Raw genomic sequence first — 12,966 nt, 5'->3', positions numbered from 1 at the left:
CAGTAGTCAGTAGTCAGTAGTCAGTAGTCAGTAGTCAGTAGTCAGTAGTCAGTAGTCAGTAGTCAGTAGTCAGTAGTCAGTAGTCAGTAGTCAGTTGGGGCGTAGCCTGGAGGAACGGAATTTGCACGAATGATCCAGCAGCCGTGACGCGAAGCGGCCTTGGCCTGCGCAGCCTGCTAAATTTTGCCGTGGGAGCGTAAAATACAAATGCTAGACACCCTGTTTGAACCCTTATGCACGGCATGAGGAAAGGTGGCAGGGGTCCGGGCCTTCAGACTTGTCCTTCTGTCCCGCAGACATCAGCCAAACTCTGCGATGAACTCCTGTGCCACGGTCGCGGAGTTGAGTCGTCGCGCAGACTTCATCATGATTTCATGTCCTGAGTCTGAAATCCAGACCAACAGGAAAGGCTCGCTTCCTCCAAATACACCACCAGCGCGAGCTGACTCAAGTCCCTGTACCAAGGCGTCAAGCAGGGCGTCCGAGTGGGCGACCTCGTAGTCGTCCATCACGCAGTTGTCTTCTGCTCTGCGGTGCATGGACTTGAAGTGTTCGTTGGCCTCCACAAGAAGCGCATTTGCTGCCACGAATCCGTCGTAATCCCAGTGTGCCCATTCATCGACGCCAAATCGGTAGTAGCGGTGAAGGCGATCCGTACGGGGCGCTTTGATGTCCGCCTCGGTATTGGCCACGGCGACGATGCTATCGATTTGATAGGGCTCACCCGGCAGAAGGGCGTAGCCGTAGAAGTCGATGTTCCGAGCGCGTAGGGTCTCGACCTGGATGCGAATACCTTCAGCCACCGCCTGGATCAGTTCTGTGCGGGGCTCAGAGAGCCATCTTTGCAGAGTATGAGTGTCCATGGTCGGTGGTCAGGGGTACCAAACTGCCCGGCCCGTGACGTCCTTTCACAAGGTCGCGGTGACATTTGGGCTTTTACCCGCAAGTGGAAGCCGCCAGGACTTCCACCTGCTCGACTGCTGGCAGAGGACGCGGATGGTGTTCCCTGAGTTCCCTCTCGGCCTTCTGCAAGTGCTGCAGGTAATTGGTTTCCTGCGCCAGCCAGCGAAGGCATGAAGGATCGTGCGAGCGATGGTGTACTTCCAGCAGATGCGAGACGTAGCGAATACGCCATCTCAACTGCTCAAGATGTTGTTCCCGGAGAAACGTGGCATGCATGGGATGGGAAAATCAGAAACTCACCTGCCCGCTGCTCAGAGCGCCGGAAGAGGTGTCGTGCTTGCGCCGAGGCCGGAGTGGGTGTGAAGGCTGCGCAGTTCCTTCTCCAAATGGACGTGCGCGTGGCTGAGCCGGTCGATCAGTTCCAGCTTGTCGACATGCCATGCGAAGTTGGGACGGCTGCGTTTGGTGCGGTGATGGCGCAAAAGTCCCTCCACATGCCGCACACGCCACTTGGCCTGATCCAAATCGATATCCCCCACGTTTTGATCCAACATGGCGAAAATTTATGAGTGCTGGAAAACACGTGCAACTGTTATGAATATTTTAGTAGGTAAAAATCCGTAAATTGTGGCGCAGACTTATTGATGGATAAGCAGGATCTTTATCTTTTGCCGGGATTGCATTCACGCGTCGAGCACTTTGCAATGAGCGCTGTCTACATCGTGCACTTTGCCTGAGGTATGTGGGTGGGCATTTGACGACAAATGCGGCCATCACGTCATCACCGTGATGGCATCACGTCGAAATCCGCGGTTCACCTCACTTCTTCGGAGCAAATGCATCCCTCAGCCCGACCGTCCGGCTGAACACGGGTTTGCCAGCGGAAGAGTCTTTGGGATCCACGAAGAAATACCCCACGCGGATGAACTGATAATGCTCGCCGGGGCCAGCCTCCGCAATGGAGGGCTCCAGCTTCGCTTCGGTCAGCACTTCGAGGGAGTTGGCATTGAGGAACTCGATGAAGTCTCCGCCTTCGCCAGCGGCCGCATCGGGATCATCCACGGTGAAAAGGCGGTCATAGAGGCGCACTTCGGCGCTGACAGCGTGCTTGGCGCTCACCCAGTGCACGGCGGCTTTCACCTTCGGACGACCTTCGGGATTCTTGCCGTGGCGGGTGTTGTCATCATAGGTGCCACGCAGTTCCACCACCTTGCCGGACTCGTCCTTGATGATGTCGGTGCAGATGACGCAGAAGGCATTCGTCAGGCGGACTTCCGCCCCGTGGGTGAAGCGGCGCCAGCCCTGCGGAGGCACTTCGGCGAAGTCATCCGCATCGATGTATACCTCACGGCTGAGGGGCACCGGGCGCGTGCCCGCATTCGGATCCTCGGGATTGTTCGGCACGTCTACAAATTCCACCTTGTCCTCAGGGTAGTTCGTGATGACGAGCTTGATGGGTTTGAGCACGGCCATGCGGCGCAGCGAGACCTTGTTCAGATCTTCGCGCACGGCATTCTCCAGCACGCTGTAATCAGTGAGCGCCTTGAACTTGGTAACTCCGACGCCCTTGCTGAAGACCTTCATGGCAGCCGGGGTATAGCCACGGCGGCGAATGCCACTGAGGGTCGGCATGCGGGGATCATCCCAACCGGAGACGTAGCCTTCCTTCACGAGGCGCAGCAGCTTGCGCTTGCTCATCACCGTCCAGTTCAGATTGAGGCGGGAAAACTCGCGCTGGATGGGGTGGCTGGGCAGGCCATCCACGTTTGCGATCAGCCAGTCATAGAGGGGGCGATGGTCCTCAAACTCCAGGGTGCAGATGGAATGGGTCACACCCTCCAGCGCATCGCAGAGAGGATGCGCGTAGTCGTACATCGGGTAGATGCACCAGGCGTCCCCCGTGCGGTGATGGTGTGCGTGGAGGATGCGGTAGATGACCGGGTCCCGCATGTTCAGGTTCGGGCTGGCCATGTCGATCTTTGCCCGGAGGGTGCGTGAGCCGTCCTCAAACTCACCCGCACGCATGCGGCGGAAGAGGTCCAAGTTCTCCTCCACACTGCGGTCACGGAAGGGACTGGGCTTGCCGGGCTCCGTGAGGGTGCCGCGGTACTGGCGCACCTGCTCCCCATTCAGGTCGCAGACGAAGGCGAGCCCCTTGGTGATGAGTTGCTCGGCGAATTCATAGAGCTTCCCGAAGAAGTCGCTCGCGTAGAAAAGATTCTTCCCCCAGTCGTAGCCCAGCCAGCGTACGTCCTCCATGATGGAGTCCACGTACTCGGTTTCCTCCTTGGTGGGGTTCGTATCGTCGAAGCGGAGGTTGCACTGGGAATTCGGCGCGAAGTCTTCTGCGATGCCGAAATTCAGCGTGATGGATTTGGCATGGCCGATGTGGAGGTAGCCATTGGGCTCCGGGGGAAAGCGGGTCACCACCTTGCCGCCGTTCTTCCCCGCCTGCACATCCGCAGCGATGATCTCCCGGATGAAGTCCAGACGAGGTGCGGTGGAAGCGGGGGCGGCAGCGGGTTCAGAGCTCATGAAAATGGGACGGAAGGGGTTACGACAGTAGCGCGGACGGTGAAGGTGGAAAGTGCGGAGTTTTTGGGAATGCGGAAATGGAGTCAGGGGACAGGCAAGGCTGGAGGGGAATGGCCGCAAAAGAACGCAGAGGACGCAAAAAGAGAGAAGGGGGAGTGGGGTGAAGAGTGATGAGGACGCTTCCGGTTAACCGCAAAGAGGCAGAGGGGCAAAGGACGCAGAGGTGGGAGGGTTTGGTGCTGAGTAGGCGATGTGGGGAGCGGGTGGTCGCGTTTTCGAAGCAGAGGAGGCGGAGATGCGGAGGGGTGAACTCATTCCCACAGGTGTTTGTTGTGCGGGACGGGCGGGTAGGAAAACCCGCCGGACGCTGTCCGGTCAGGAGACCTGTCTTCCTGGCTGGCAGAGGGCTACATTCTTACCTTTGGCTGCTTTGCGATTAAACCAAGTAGCGTCGCCCGCGAGGTCACCTCAGAGTCGTCCTTTTTACACAAGCCCTCGTTGCGTCTCTGCCTCCTCTGCTACGAGAGGCACCACCCCCTCCGAGCCTCAGACCCACCCGGTCGCCAATATCCTCTCAATCCTCTGCGTCCTTTGCCCCTGCGCCTCTTTGCGGTTAACCGGAATCGTCCCTACCGCTCGCCACCTTCTACCGCCCCATCCTTTTTGCGCTCTTTGCGTTCTTTTGCAGCTATTCCTTCCGTGCACTTGCCACGTTTCGCCTGCCATAGTATGGCGAAACTTGCCTGCGCCACCCACCTATGTTCTCGCCTCAGGAACGCCATTTGCTCATCACCATTTTCCTGGTGCTGATGATTGGGGCAGTCGTGAAATCCTGCCGTAGTCGTGTCACGGTCAATGAGATTCCCAAATCCAGAGAGAGTGGGATTCAGTCAGTTCCCCCCGTTGATGAGGGTCAGGATTAATTGACCCTGAGGCACAAATGCATCATCTTGGCCACCGCCCCCACGAATGAAGGACTATATCGCTTTCCAGCTAGCGGTGCATGAGGTTTGCCGGAAGGACTCACGGTTCTCTCCCCAGGCATACGGCTTCCTTTGTGAGACCCTGGAGCATACCTCCAAGATATTGGATCGCTCCGAGGGGGAAGACCGCCACGTGTCCGGCCAGGAGCTCATGCAGGGCTGGCGGGACCTCGCCGTGCAGCAGTTCGGGCCCATGGCATGGTTCGTCATGTGCGAGTGGGGGGTGCTCAGCAGCGAGAATGTGGGCGCCATGGTCTACAACTTCATCGAAATCGGCTACTTCCGGAAGAACGAGACGGACAACATTGAGGATTTTTCCGATGGGGTGGATCTCGAGACGGCGCTGAAAAAGCCCTTCATCCCGGCCCGGCTGGAGCCCGGAGCCGAATGAAGGAGAGAATGCGCCCACGATTTGCATTCTGAATTTGCCCGCCGGGGAAATTCACTGTTCGTTATGGGCCGGCCCTGCCCGCATCGTCATTTTTCCACCGCATGTTCACTCTGCCCCCCAATTCCGCCCAGCTCCGCACCCTGGCCAATGGCCTTGAAGTCATCATCCTTGAGGATCACTCCCATCCGCTGGCGGCCGTCCAGCTTTGGGTGAAGGCTGGCAGCCTCCATGAGGAGAAATGGACTGGCGCGGGCCTGGCGCATTTGGTGGAGCACATGTTCTTCAAGGGCACCGAGCGCCGCACCGCCCCGGAAATCGCCCAGGAAATCCAGGCTCGTGGTGGCTATGTGAACGCCTACACCACCTTCAACCGCACGGTCTACTGGATCGATGGTGTGGCTGAGCATGTGGACGGCTATCTGGACATCCTCTCGGACATGGCACGGCGCTCCACCTTCCATGCGGATGAGTTGATCAAGGAGCAGGAGGTCATCCGCCGTGAGTTCGCCATGGACAATGATGATCCCCAGTCCGTGGTGCAGCACCTTCTCCAGGCCACGGCATTCCGCGAGCATCCCCTGCGCCATCCCATCATCGGACACCTGCAGATTTTCAATCAGGTGAGTCGCGATGATCTCCTTCACTTTGTGCACCGCCACTATGTGCCGAACAATTGTTTCCTCGTCATCGTGGGTGACGTCGATACGGAAAAGACGCTACAGCAGGTGGAGCAGCACTTCGGCTCCTGGGAGCGTCGTCCCTATGAGCCTGTGATGATGCCGGAGGAGCCCACACAGGTGGCTCCACGTCGTGCCGAGCATGAGTTCAATACGGACATCGTACGCCTCAGCATGGGCTGGCACATCCATGGCGACACTCATCCTGACAAGCCAGCGCTCGACGTGCTGGGGTTTGTCCTGGGCAGCGGTCGGAGCTCCCGTTTGAATGTGGAACTCCGCGAGCGCCTTGGCGTGGCCCATTGGGTGGGCTCCGGTGCATGGTCCGCGCTGGACCGTGGTGTCTTCGCCCTGGAGGCCGAATGTGATGGTGATGACCTTGTGAAGGCGGAGGCCGCCATCGGGAGCGTGTTGCAGAAGTTCAAGGATCAGGGCTGCACCAAGGATGAACTCGACAAGGCGGTGAATGCCACCCTCAGCGGCCAGCTCCGCATGCGCAGCACCACGAGAGGCATGGCGTCCAGCCTTGGCCACAGCTGGCTGGCCGTGGGAAATCTGGACTACGATCGCACCTTCCTGCAGCGTGTCAGCGATCTGACGGTCAGTGATGTCACGAATGTGGCGAACCGTTACCTCACGGAGGCCACGCTTTCACGGGTATCCCTGCATCCCACCGGCACGCTGAAGAAGCAGTCAAAGAATGGCAACGGTGTGAAGCGTGAGGAAGCGCAACGCTTTGTGCTGAGCAATGGACTCACGCTCCTGGTCGGTGAGAATCCGCGCCTTCCGCTGGTGTCGATGCGCGCGCAGTTCCTTGCAGGCGTGCCTGTGGAGACCATGGCGAATGCCGGCGCCACGCAGGTGGCCGCGCAGATGCTGCTGAAAGGAACTGCCACCCGCACGGACGAGCAGATTGGTTCGCTGCTGGAAGATCGCGGTGGCTCCGTGACGGCGAATGGCGATGTGCATCGATTCTTCGCCGGTGCAGAGGTGATGAAGGGCGATGAGGCCCTCGCCATGGAACTGCTGGGCGATTTGCTGATTTCCCCTTCCTTCCCCGAGGCTCACCTGAAGAAGATCCAGAAGCGGCAGCTTGCTGCCATCCGTGAAGAAATGGAGGATCCGCTGACGGTGGCGCTGCGTTGCGCCCGCCGCGACATCTTCGCGACCTTGCCCTATGAGCGCACTGCCATGGGAACGCTTGAAACGGTGGAGAAGCTCTCCGTCGATTCCTGCCGCTCGATCTGGCAGCAATCCGTGACGGGGGGCAACGGCATCATCTCCGTCTTCGGCGATGTGAAAGCGGATGAGATGCGCGCACTGGTGGAACGTCATTTCGCCAGCCTGCCGGAAGGCGCGCGCTCCACGGCGGGATTCGCGCCCATGACCCAGACGGCGAGCCCGCTGCGTCGCGAGCTCACGCTGGACAAGGAGCAAGGCGTGCTGGTGCTGGGCTTCCCGACTGTGGGCATGAAAGACGCCAACGTGCCTGCGCTCAATCTTATCGATGAAGCATGCAGCGACATGGGCTCGCGTCTCTTCAATCACATTCGCGAGAAGATGGGCCTGGCCTACTATGTGGGCGCGCAAGCCTTTCATGCGCTGGGCGCCGGAGCCTTCTACTTCTATGTGGGCTGCGATCCGAAGAAGCTCGACCTCGTGGAAGAGGAACTGCGCAAGCAGATTGCCGACCTCGCCGCTGGCGGCCTTGAGAGTGCCGAGTTCCAGCGTGCGAAGACCACGTGGAAGTCCTCCTGGCTGCGTCAGCAGCAGGGGAATGGAGCCATGGCAGACGCACTGGGCTGGGATGAACTGAATGGTTTTGGCTTCCGCCACCACGCGAAGCTCCCGGAGATTCTGGAGAGCGTTACCGAGGCGCAGGTGAAGGATGTTGCGGCTCGCTTCTTTGATCCGGCGAAGGCGTTCACGGTGCGGGTGAAGCCGTGAGCTGATTCCCGGGGGAGAACGACATCCATGACCGGGCACCGCCACGATTTGGTTCTGATGGAACAAACAATCTAGGCGGCTGCCCGATGCAGGTTGGATTCAAGGTCCGGCGAACTCAGGCGTGCTGCTGATCCGCTGGAACCCCTAACCGTCCAACCCCCCCCCAATGAAAACCAAACTCTGGATGCTGGGCATCTTGATGATGTTCGGCAGTCTTACCAGCTGCACGGTCTACGACGACGATGATCTGGATGACGTCGCGGACTATGATGATGACGATGATGATGGTGTAGCCGTACGCACCACGCACCGCCGCTACATTGCGTATTCGGACTCTGAGCCCTATCCCAGGATGTATTACACTGCGCCCGCGCACCGGAGCTACTACTACCGCACTCCAGTGAGAAGAACGGCCGTCATGTATGGATATTGAGGGTGTGATACCACAGGAAGGGAAATGCTCGCGATTGATCCGGATGCCAAGACGCGCAGCCGCCTTGGGCTGCGCGTAGGCCAAGGCCTTCGGCAGGGGTTCTCTCAATCACTGCACGCTCATGTGCGATGTGGGGTGAGCTTGTGAAGCAAGCGCACCTTCGGTGATGGCCACCACACCGTTCTCCTACGCCACCTCTACTTCTTCGTTACGACGTCCTCCTGCTTCAGCCACTTCCGCATAAGGTCGTCGCCGAAGAGTTTCCCTATCATCCGGTACTTGGATCGGTGCAGGGGATTGTCGCTGTCCAGTGGCTCATTGATGACAGCGCGAGGCGGGCGGAAGTAGGAGGAATGCACGAAGCGCATCTGGCTGCCATCGTTCACCACGAAACCAGTGTGGCAGTCGAGGCCCACGATGTAGATGCCAGGACCGTGCTCCTTCAGGTACTGAACGATGGTCTCCAGAGGCTTTTCGTGGTACACGCGAATGGTATCCTGCACGCAAAGAGATTTGATGATCGTCTGGGAGGGCTGCTGGGCGAGCTTGATGCGTGGTAGCTTGAGTCCCGCATCACGCAGGGGGGTGGTGACGAAATATCCGCAAGCAATGGCGCCTTCTCCCGGCACTTCTGAGATGCCATTGAAGTCCCACGGGGTGCCGTCCCATGCGGGTAGGATGTCGGTGAGCAGTGCCCGCGTGAGGATTTCGCGCGCTTCATGCAGCACGGCTGTTTGCGCCTTGGGATTCTGGGAGGCGCTGTATTTGTCCCTGAGTGCTTCGCGCATTTTGGCAAGAGCCGCCAGAGCGTCGCGATAGGACCTCCGCTTCTCTTGGAGTTGCGCTTGAGGCAGGGTAGAGGAGGGGGGAGTCTTGGTGGATTGCTGCGCCAGCGCATCACCCTTTTCCGCTGGGCGGCATGCAGGAGGGGCCATCAGGAGCAAGAACGCGACATAGGTACAGAAAGTACAGGGTTGCGGCGAAGAGGGCGTTCGCATGGCTCCATCCTTTGCCCGGGCGTCCGGGAAGTCAGGTAAATGGACCGTAAAATCGTGCGTGCCATGCGCCTTGAATCTGCAATCCGAGGCACTGCGCCCGCCTGGCAATGCCGGATCTTTTCCATCGCCAAGCCGCCCGGCACCATGTAAAACCGCACTCCCACTTCATTCCCATGCTTCGCAGACTCTTTGCCCCACTCGCCCTGCTGGCGGTCGTGACCGCCGCCGCCGTCTTCGCCGCTCCTGCCGCCACGCCGAAGAAAAAGATCCTCTTCTTCAGCAAGTCGAGCGGCTTTGAGCACTCAGTCATCTCCTGGAAGAAGGAGAATCCGAGTTGGGCGGAAAAGGTGCTGCTGGAACTGGGTGGCAAGCACAACTGGGAGTTCACCTTCTCCAAGGACGGCTCCAAGTTCAGCAAGGATTACCTGGCCCAGTTCGACGCGGTCTTCTTCTACACGACGGGCAATCTCCTGGAGCCCGGCACGGATGGCCAGCCGGCCATGACAGCGGAAGGCAAGCAGGCGCTCTTTGACTACGTGCGCAGCGGCAAGGGCTTCCTGGGCACGCACTCCGCCAGCGATACCTTCCATACCGACAACGAATCCAAAAAAGGACCGGAGCGTTTCAAGAACCACGGAGACAAGGCGGACCCGTATGTGCGCTTCCTCGGTGCGGAGTTCATCAAGCACGGCGCGCAGCAGCCTGCGACGGTGCGCGTGACGAATCCAAAGTTCCCCGGCTTTGAGAAGGTCGGTGCGGAGTACAGCTTCCCCGAGGAGTGGTACTCGTTGAAGGACTTCACCCAGGACATCCACGTGCTCAGCGTCATCGATGCCCCCAGCATGAAGGGTGATGAATACAAGCGTCCTCCATTCCCCATCACCTGGGCTCGCAAGGAAGGGGATGGCCGCGTGTGGTACACCGCCATGGGCCACCGCGAAGACGTGTGGACCAATCCCATCTTCCAGGACATCCTCGTGGGTGGCATCAAATGGGCTCTGGGTGAAGTGCAGGCGGAGGTGCCGCCGAACCTGAAGGAAGTGGCCCCCGAAGCCTCGACGAACCCTCCCTACGTGGAACCCAAGCCCGCAGCTCCGAAGCCTGCCAAGCCGAAGACGGAAGCTCCCAAGGCGGCTACCGCCAACTAGGCAATCCACGTACAGGATTGCGGCATCTGCAACTCCAGTGTCCACTCACGCAGGGTCTGGAAGTCTAATGGCTCCGGCTGGCAGTTTCTGACCGCTTTACGACGGAATTGCCCATTGACCTGCGTAACCCTCCTTCACTGCTTTTTCCTTCAAACCAAACCATGAATCCGAATACCACTGACACCCGCCGCGGTTTCATTCGCAAAACCGCTGTTGCCGCTGCCGGCAGCTTCTTCGCGCCAAACATTCTCAAGTCGCAAGAGGGCGGCGGGAAGAAGGTGAACGTCGCCGGCATCGGCGCCATGGGCAAAGGCGAGTCCGACATCGGCATCTCCGCTGAAGGCGCCAACATCGTCGCCATCTGCGACGTGGATCGCGACCGTCTCAAGCAGATGTCCGCGAAGTATCCAAACGCCAAGGCCTTCGACAACTTCCCTGAGATGTTCGAGACCATGGGCGACAAGATCGACATGGTGACCGTGTCCACCCCGGACCATGCGCACTATCCCGCTGCCATGGAAGCCATCAAGCGCGGCAAGCACGTGTGCGTGCAGAAGCCCCTTGTGAACCGCATCTGGGAAGCCAACCAGCTTCACGAAGCCGCCAAGAAGAAGGGCGTGAAGACCAACATGGGCAACCAGGGCCACACCGGAGAGCAGATTCGCCAGCTCAAGGAGTGGATGAATGCCGGCATCATCGGCAACGTGAAGGAAATCCACGTGTGGACGAACCGTCCCATCTGGCCGCAGGGCAAGGATGCGAAGAACAAGATGGTCCCAGGTCCGCTTCCCAAGGTGAAGGTCGGTCCGAAGGACGCTCAGGTGGAGAAGGAACTCGACCTCAACTGGCAGGCCTGGCTTGCGCAGACTCCGGACATCCCCTTTACCAACGGCCTGCATCCCTTCGCCTGGCGCGGTCACCTGGAGTACGGCGCGGGCGCCATGGGTGACATGGGCTGCCACATCATGGACGGTCCCTTCTGGGCCTGTGAACTTGGCGAGCCCTACAAGATGGAAGCCGAGTGCGATGAACTGACGGACATCTCCTGGCCGAAGTCCTCACACGTGATCTTGTACTTCAAGCATGCCAAGTATGGCGAAATCAAGCTGCACTGGTACGAAGGTGGCCGCAAGCCCGAGCGTCCTGCGAAGCTGGAGTCTACTCGCGACTGGAGCAAGATGAACGGCGGCTTCTACATCGTGGGTGAAGAAGACACCATCCTCAACGTGGGTGACTACTGCGAGCACCTCGAAGTGGCGGGCAATCGCGAGAAGCTCGTGAAGTTCTTCAAGGATACTCCCAAGACCCTTGAGCGCTCCCTTGCTCCTGGCAAGCCCCAGCTTGAACTGGTGAAGGCCATTGAGCAGGACAAGATCGCTGGATCGAACTTCGACTACTCCGTGCCGCTCACGAAGCTCTGCTTGTTCGGCAACCTGGCCATCCTCAATCCTGGCAAGGTGATCAACTGGGATACTGCCAAGCAGGCCACCGGTGACGCCGAAGTCGATAAGCTCCTCAAGCGAGCTGCCGTGCGCCAGGGCTGGGATTACAGCGCGGACAAGATCTAAGTCATGCGCGAGTAGCTCAGCTGCTGGCTACTCCAACTCATCGAGAAGGCATCCCGCGTGAGTGGGATGCCTTTTATTTTGGAGGAGATGCGGAGATTTGAGCGGTGTCTCTTTCCTCACATCTCCTCTCTCATCACCCTTGTGCGATCCCACCATCCTGCCCCTCACCAAGCCGCACCTGCCGCAGTCGCGCGGCGCTCTCTTCAGAGGGCAGGCTGTTGATGTACGTGCCACTGCCCAGCTCAAAGCCCGCGAGGTGACTCAGGCGGGGAACCACTGCAAGGTACCAGTGGAAGCAGCAGGCACTTTCCTCGCCCACCGGAGCAGACCGAATCGTGAAGTTGTAGTCTGGATCCCCGGCAGCGGTGCGCAGGCGCACCAGCAGTCGCTTCAGCACGGTCGCAAGTTCCTCGATCTGCTCATCCGTGATGGAATCGTAAGAAGGCGCATGCGTGGTGGGAAAGATCCATGTGTGGTAGGGAGACAGCGACGCATAGGGAACAAAAGCCGTGAATGACCTGCTGGTCTCCACCACACGTTCACCCGCCTTCAACTCATCCGCCATCACGCGGCAGTAGAGGCATTCGCCGTGCACCTCATGAAATCTGCGCGCCTCGTGCAGCCGCATGCGCACCTGGCAGGAGACTACGGGTGCGGCAATGATTTGGGAATGCGGATGCAGCAGGGAGGAGCCGGCGCGCTCCCCATGATTTTTGAAGACCACGATGCCTCGCACATGGGCCAGCTTTTTCAGTTCCATGTACCTGGCGCGATACACCCGCAAGATGGTCGCCAGGTGAGGGACGTCCATGTCTGCCAGCGCGAGGTCGTGCCGCGGATGCTCCACCACCACTTCATGCGCGCCTGCTGCAGCCATCGAGCGGAAAGATTCGTGAGCCTGCCTGTGAAGTTCGGGTGTGGGGGTGAATGCCGCAAACTTATTCGGCAGCACCCGCACGGCCCACTTGCCATCGGGCGCTGCATCCCGCAGGATTTCCGGGTCCGTCTGTTTCTCATTGCCGGGGCAAAACGGACAGCCTTCGCTGTAGGGGGCCTGGATGGGGCGTGGTTCGGGAATCTCCTTGTGGAAATCATCCGGCCTGCGCCCCCGCGCCGCTGCCATGATGACCCAGTCCAGGGTGATGGGATTGTACCTCAGCTCGGGAGATGCCAGCGCACTCATGCACTCATCGTATCGCATCCGCCGTGTCCACACGAGAAACAAAGTGTGAATCGTTCGCGCTGGCTTTCAGCTTGATACCTCATGCCCGAGCGGTGGTGCTTGCTCTTTTTTCGCGATCGCTTTATTACATGGCGCTGCGGATCTCTGCATGAAGCGCAAGCTTGAGCGCGATTTGTTGTGCTGCCCATCCACCGCTCTCT

The 12,966-nt window shown here is 59.3% G+C and carries 11 protein-coding genes; 5 read left to right on the top strand and 6 right to left on the bottom strand.

The genetic code is table 11. The annotated features are described in order from the left end of the window. Positions 1 to 299: 299 nt before the first annotated feature. The 4 genes from DES53_RS10125 to DES53_RS10110 form a co-directional block, all read right to left on the bottom strand. The gene (locus DES53_RS10125; RefSeq protein ID WP_113958103.1) at positions 300 to 863 is read right to left on the bottom strand and encodes a DUF4303 domain-containing protein; all 564 of its coding nucleotides are present in this window, start codon (positions 861 to 863) and stop codon (positions 300 to 302) included. A 73-nt stretch (positions 864 to 936) separates the two neighbouring features. Continuing rightward, entirely contained in the window at positions 937 to 1,179 is a 243-nt protein-coding gene (locus tag DES53_RS32905; RefSeq protein ID WP_170156992.1) for a hypothetical protein, read from the bottom strand. Positions 1,180 to 1,214: 35 nt separating this feature from the next. Further along, a complete protein-coding gene (locus tag DES53_RS10115; protein ID WP_113958101.1) occupies positions 1,215 to 1,457 on the bottom strand; it encodes a hypothetical protein in 243 nt (80 codons plus the stop codon). 265 nt (positions 1,458 to 1,722) lie between these two features. Further along, a complete protein-coding gene (locus tag DES53_RS10110) occupies positions 1,723 to 3,438 on the bottom strand; it encodes a glutamine--tRNA ligase/YqeY domain fusion protein (RefSeq protein WP_113958100.1) in 1,716 nt (571 codons plus the stop codon). A 969-nt stretch (positions 3,439 to 4,407) separates the two neighbouring features. Here DES53_RS10110 and DES53_RS10105 point away from each other — a divergent pair. The 3 genes from DES53_RS10105 to DES53_RS10095 all read left to right on the top strand — a co-directional run bounded on the left by DES53_RS10105 (position 4,408) and on the right by DES53_RS10095 (position 7,869). Continuing rightward, positions 4,408 to 4,812 (top strand): Minf_1886 family protein, encoded by a 405-nt coding sequence (locus tag DES53_RS10105; protein ID WP_113958099.1) that lies wholly within the window; start codon positions 4,408 to 4,410, stop codon positions 4,810 to 4,812. A 101-nt stretch (positions 4,813 to 4,913) separates the two neighbouring features. Further along, positions 4,914 to 7,436 (top strand): M16 family metallopeptidase, encoded by a 2,523-nt coding sequence (locus DES53_RS10100; RefSeq protein WP_113958098.1) that lies wholly within the window; start codon positions 4,914 to 4,916, stop codon positions 7,434 to 7,436. A gap of 166 nt (positions 7,437 to 7,602) precedes the next feature. Continuing rightward, positions 7,603 to 7,869 (top strand): hypothetical protein, encoded by a 267-nt coding sequence (locus DES53_RS10095; protein WP_113958097.1) that lies wholly within the window; start codon positions 7,603 to 7,605, stop codon positions 7,867 to 7,869. Between the two features lie 197 nt (positions 7,870 to 8,066). Here the strand turns inward: DES53_RS10095 and DES53_RS10090 are convergent, their stop codons facing one another. After that, the gene (locus DES53_RS10090) at positions 8,067 to 8,804 is read right to left on the bottom strand and encodes a hypothetical protein (protein WP_113958096.1); all 738 of its coding nucleotides are present in this window, start codon (positions 8,802 to 8,804) and stop codon (positions 8,067 to 8,069) included. 236 nt (positions 8,805 to 9,040) lie between these two features. On the opposite strand from DES53_RS10090, the gene DES53_RS10085 reads away from it, so the two are divergent. Then, the gene (locus DES53_RS10085; protein ID WP_113958095.1) at positions 9,041 to 10,015 is read left to right on the top strand and encodes a ThuA domain-containing protein; all 975 of its coding nucleotides are present in this window, start codon (positions 9,041 to 9,043) and stop codon (positions 10,013 to 10,015) included. A 161-nt stretch (positions 10,016 to 10,176) separates the two neighbouring features. After that, positions 10,177 to 11,583 carry a Gfo/Idh/MocA family protein gene (locus tag DES53_RS10080; protein ID WP_113958094.1) on the top strand — a complete coding sequence of 469 codons (1,407 nt, stop codon included), beginning with the start codon at positions 10,177 to 10,179 and terminating at the stop codon, positions 11,581 to 11,583. Positions 11,584 to 11,716: 133 nt separating this feature from the next. Here DES53_RS10080 and galT read toward each other — a convergent pair whose 3' ends face one another. Then, positions 11,717 to 12,766, bottom strand: coding sequence for a galactose-1-phosphate uridylyltransferase (gene galT / locus DES53_RS10075; RefSeq protein ID WP_113958153.1), 1,050 nt, complete (start codon positions 12,764 to 12,766; stop codon positions 11,717 to 11,719). Positions 12,767 to 12,966 lie beyond the last annotated feature (200 nt).

This window comes from Roseimicrobium gellanilyticum (assembly GCF_003315205.1).
Classification (GTDB): domain Bacteria; phylum Verrucomicrobiota; class Verrucomicrobiia; order Verrucomicrobiales; family Verrucomicrobiaceae; genus Roseimicrobium; species Roseimicrobium gellanilyticum.
Note: the sequence above shows the minus strand (reverse complement) of the source record. Positions and strands in the feature narration are given on the sequence as shown.

Bases quoted from the DNA above. Each gene is read 5' to 3' on its own strand.
- DES53_RS10125 (WP_113958103.1), bottom strand. From the start codon at position 863: ATGGACACTCATACTCTGCAAAGATGGCTCTCTGAGCCCCGCACAGAA.
- DES53_RS32905 (WP_170156992.1), bottom strand. From the start codon at position 1,179: ATGCATGCCACGTTTCTCCGGGAACAACATCTTGAGCAGTTGAGATGG.
- DES53_RS10115 (WP_113958101.1), bottom strand. From the start codon at position 1,457: ATGTTGGATCAAAACGTGGGGGATATCGATTTGGATCAGGCCAAGTGG.
- DES53_RS10110 (WP_113958100.1), bottom strand. From the start codon at position 3,438: ATGAGCTCTGAACCCGCTGCCGCCCCCGCTTCCACCGCACCTCGTCTG.
- DES53_RS10105 (WP_113958099.1), top strand. From the start codon at position 4,408: ATGAAGGACTATATCGCTTTCCAGCTAGCGGTGCATGAGGTTTGCCGG.
- DES53_RS10100 (WP_113958098.1), top strand. From the start codon at position 4,914: ATGTTCACTCTGCCCCCCAATTCCGCCCAGCTCCGCACCCTGGCCAAT.
- DES53_RS10095 (WP_113958097.1), top strand. From the start codon at position 7,603: ATGAAAACCAAACTCTGGATGCTGGGCATCTTGATGATGTTCGGCAGT.
- DES53_RS10090 (WP_113958096.1), bottom strand. From the start codon at position 8,804: ATGGCCCCTCCTGCATGCCGCCCAGCGGAAAAGGGTGATGCGCTGGCG.
- DES53_RS10085 (WP_113958095.1), top strand. From the start codon at position 9,041: ATGCTTCGCAGACTCTTTGCCCCACTCGCCCTGCTGGCGGTCGTGACC.
- DES53_RS10080 (WP_113958094.1), top strand. From the start codon at position 10,177: ATGAATCCGAATACCACTGACACCCGCCGCGGTTTCATTCGCAAAACC.
- galT (WP_113958153.1), bottom strand. From the start codon at position 12,766: ATGAGTGCGCTGGCATCTCCCGAGCTGAGGTACAATCCCATCACCCTG.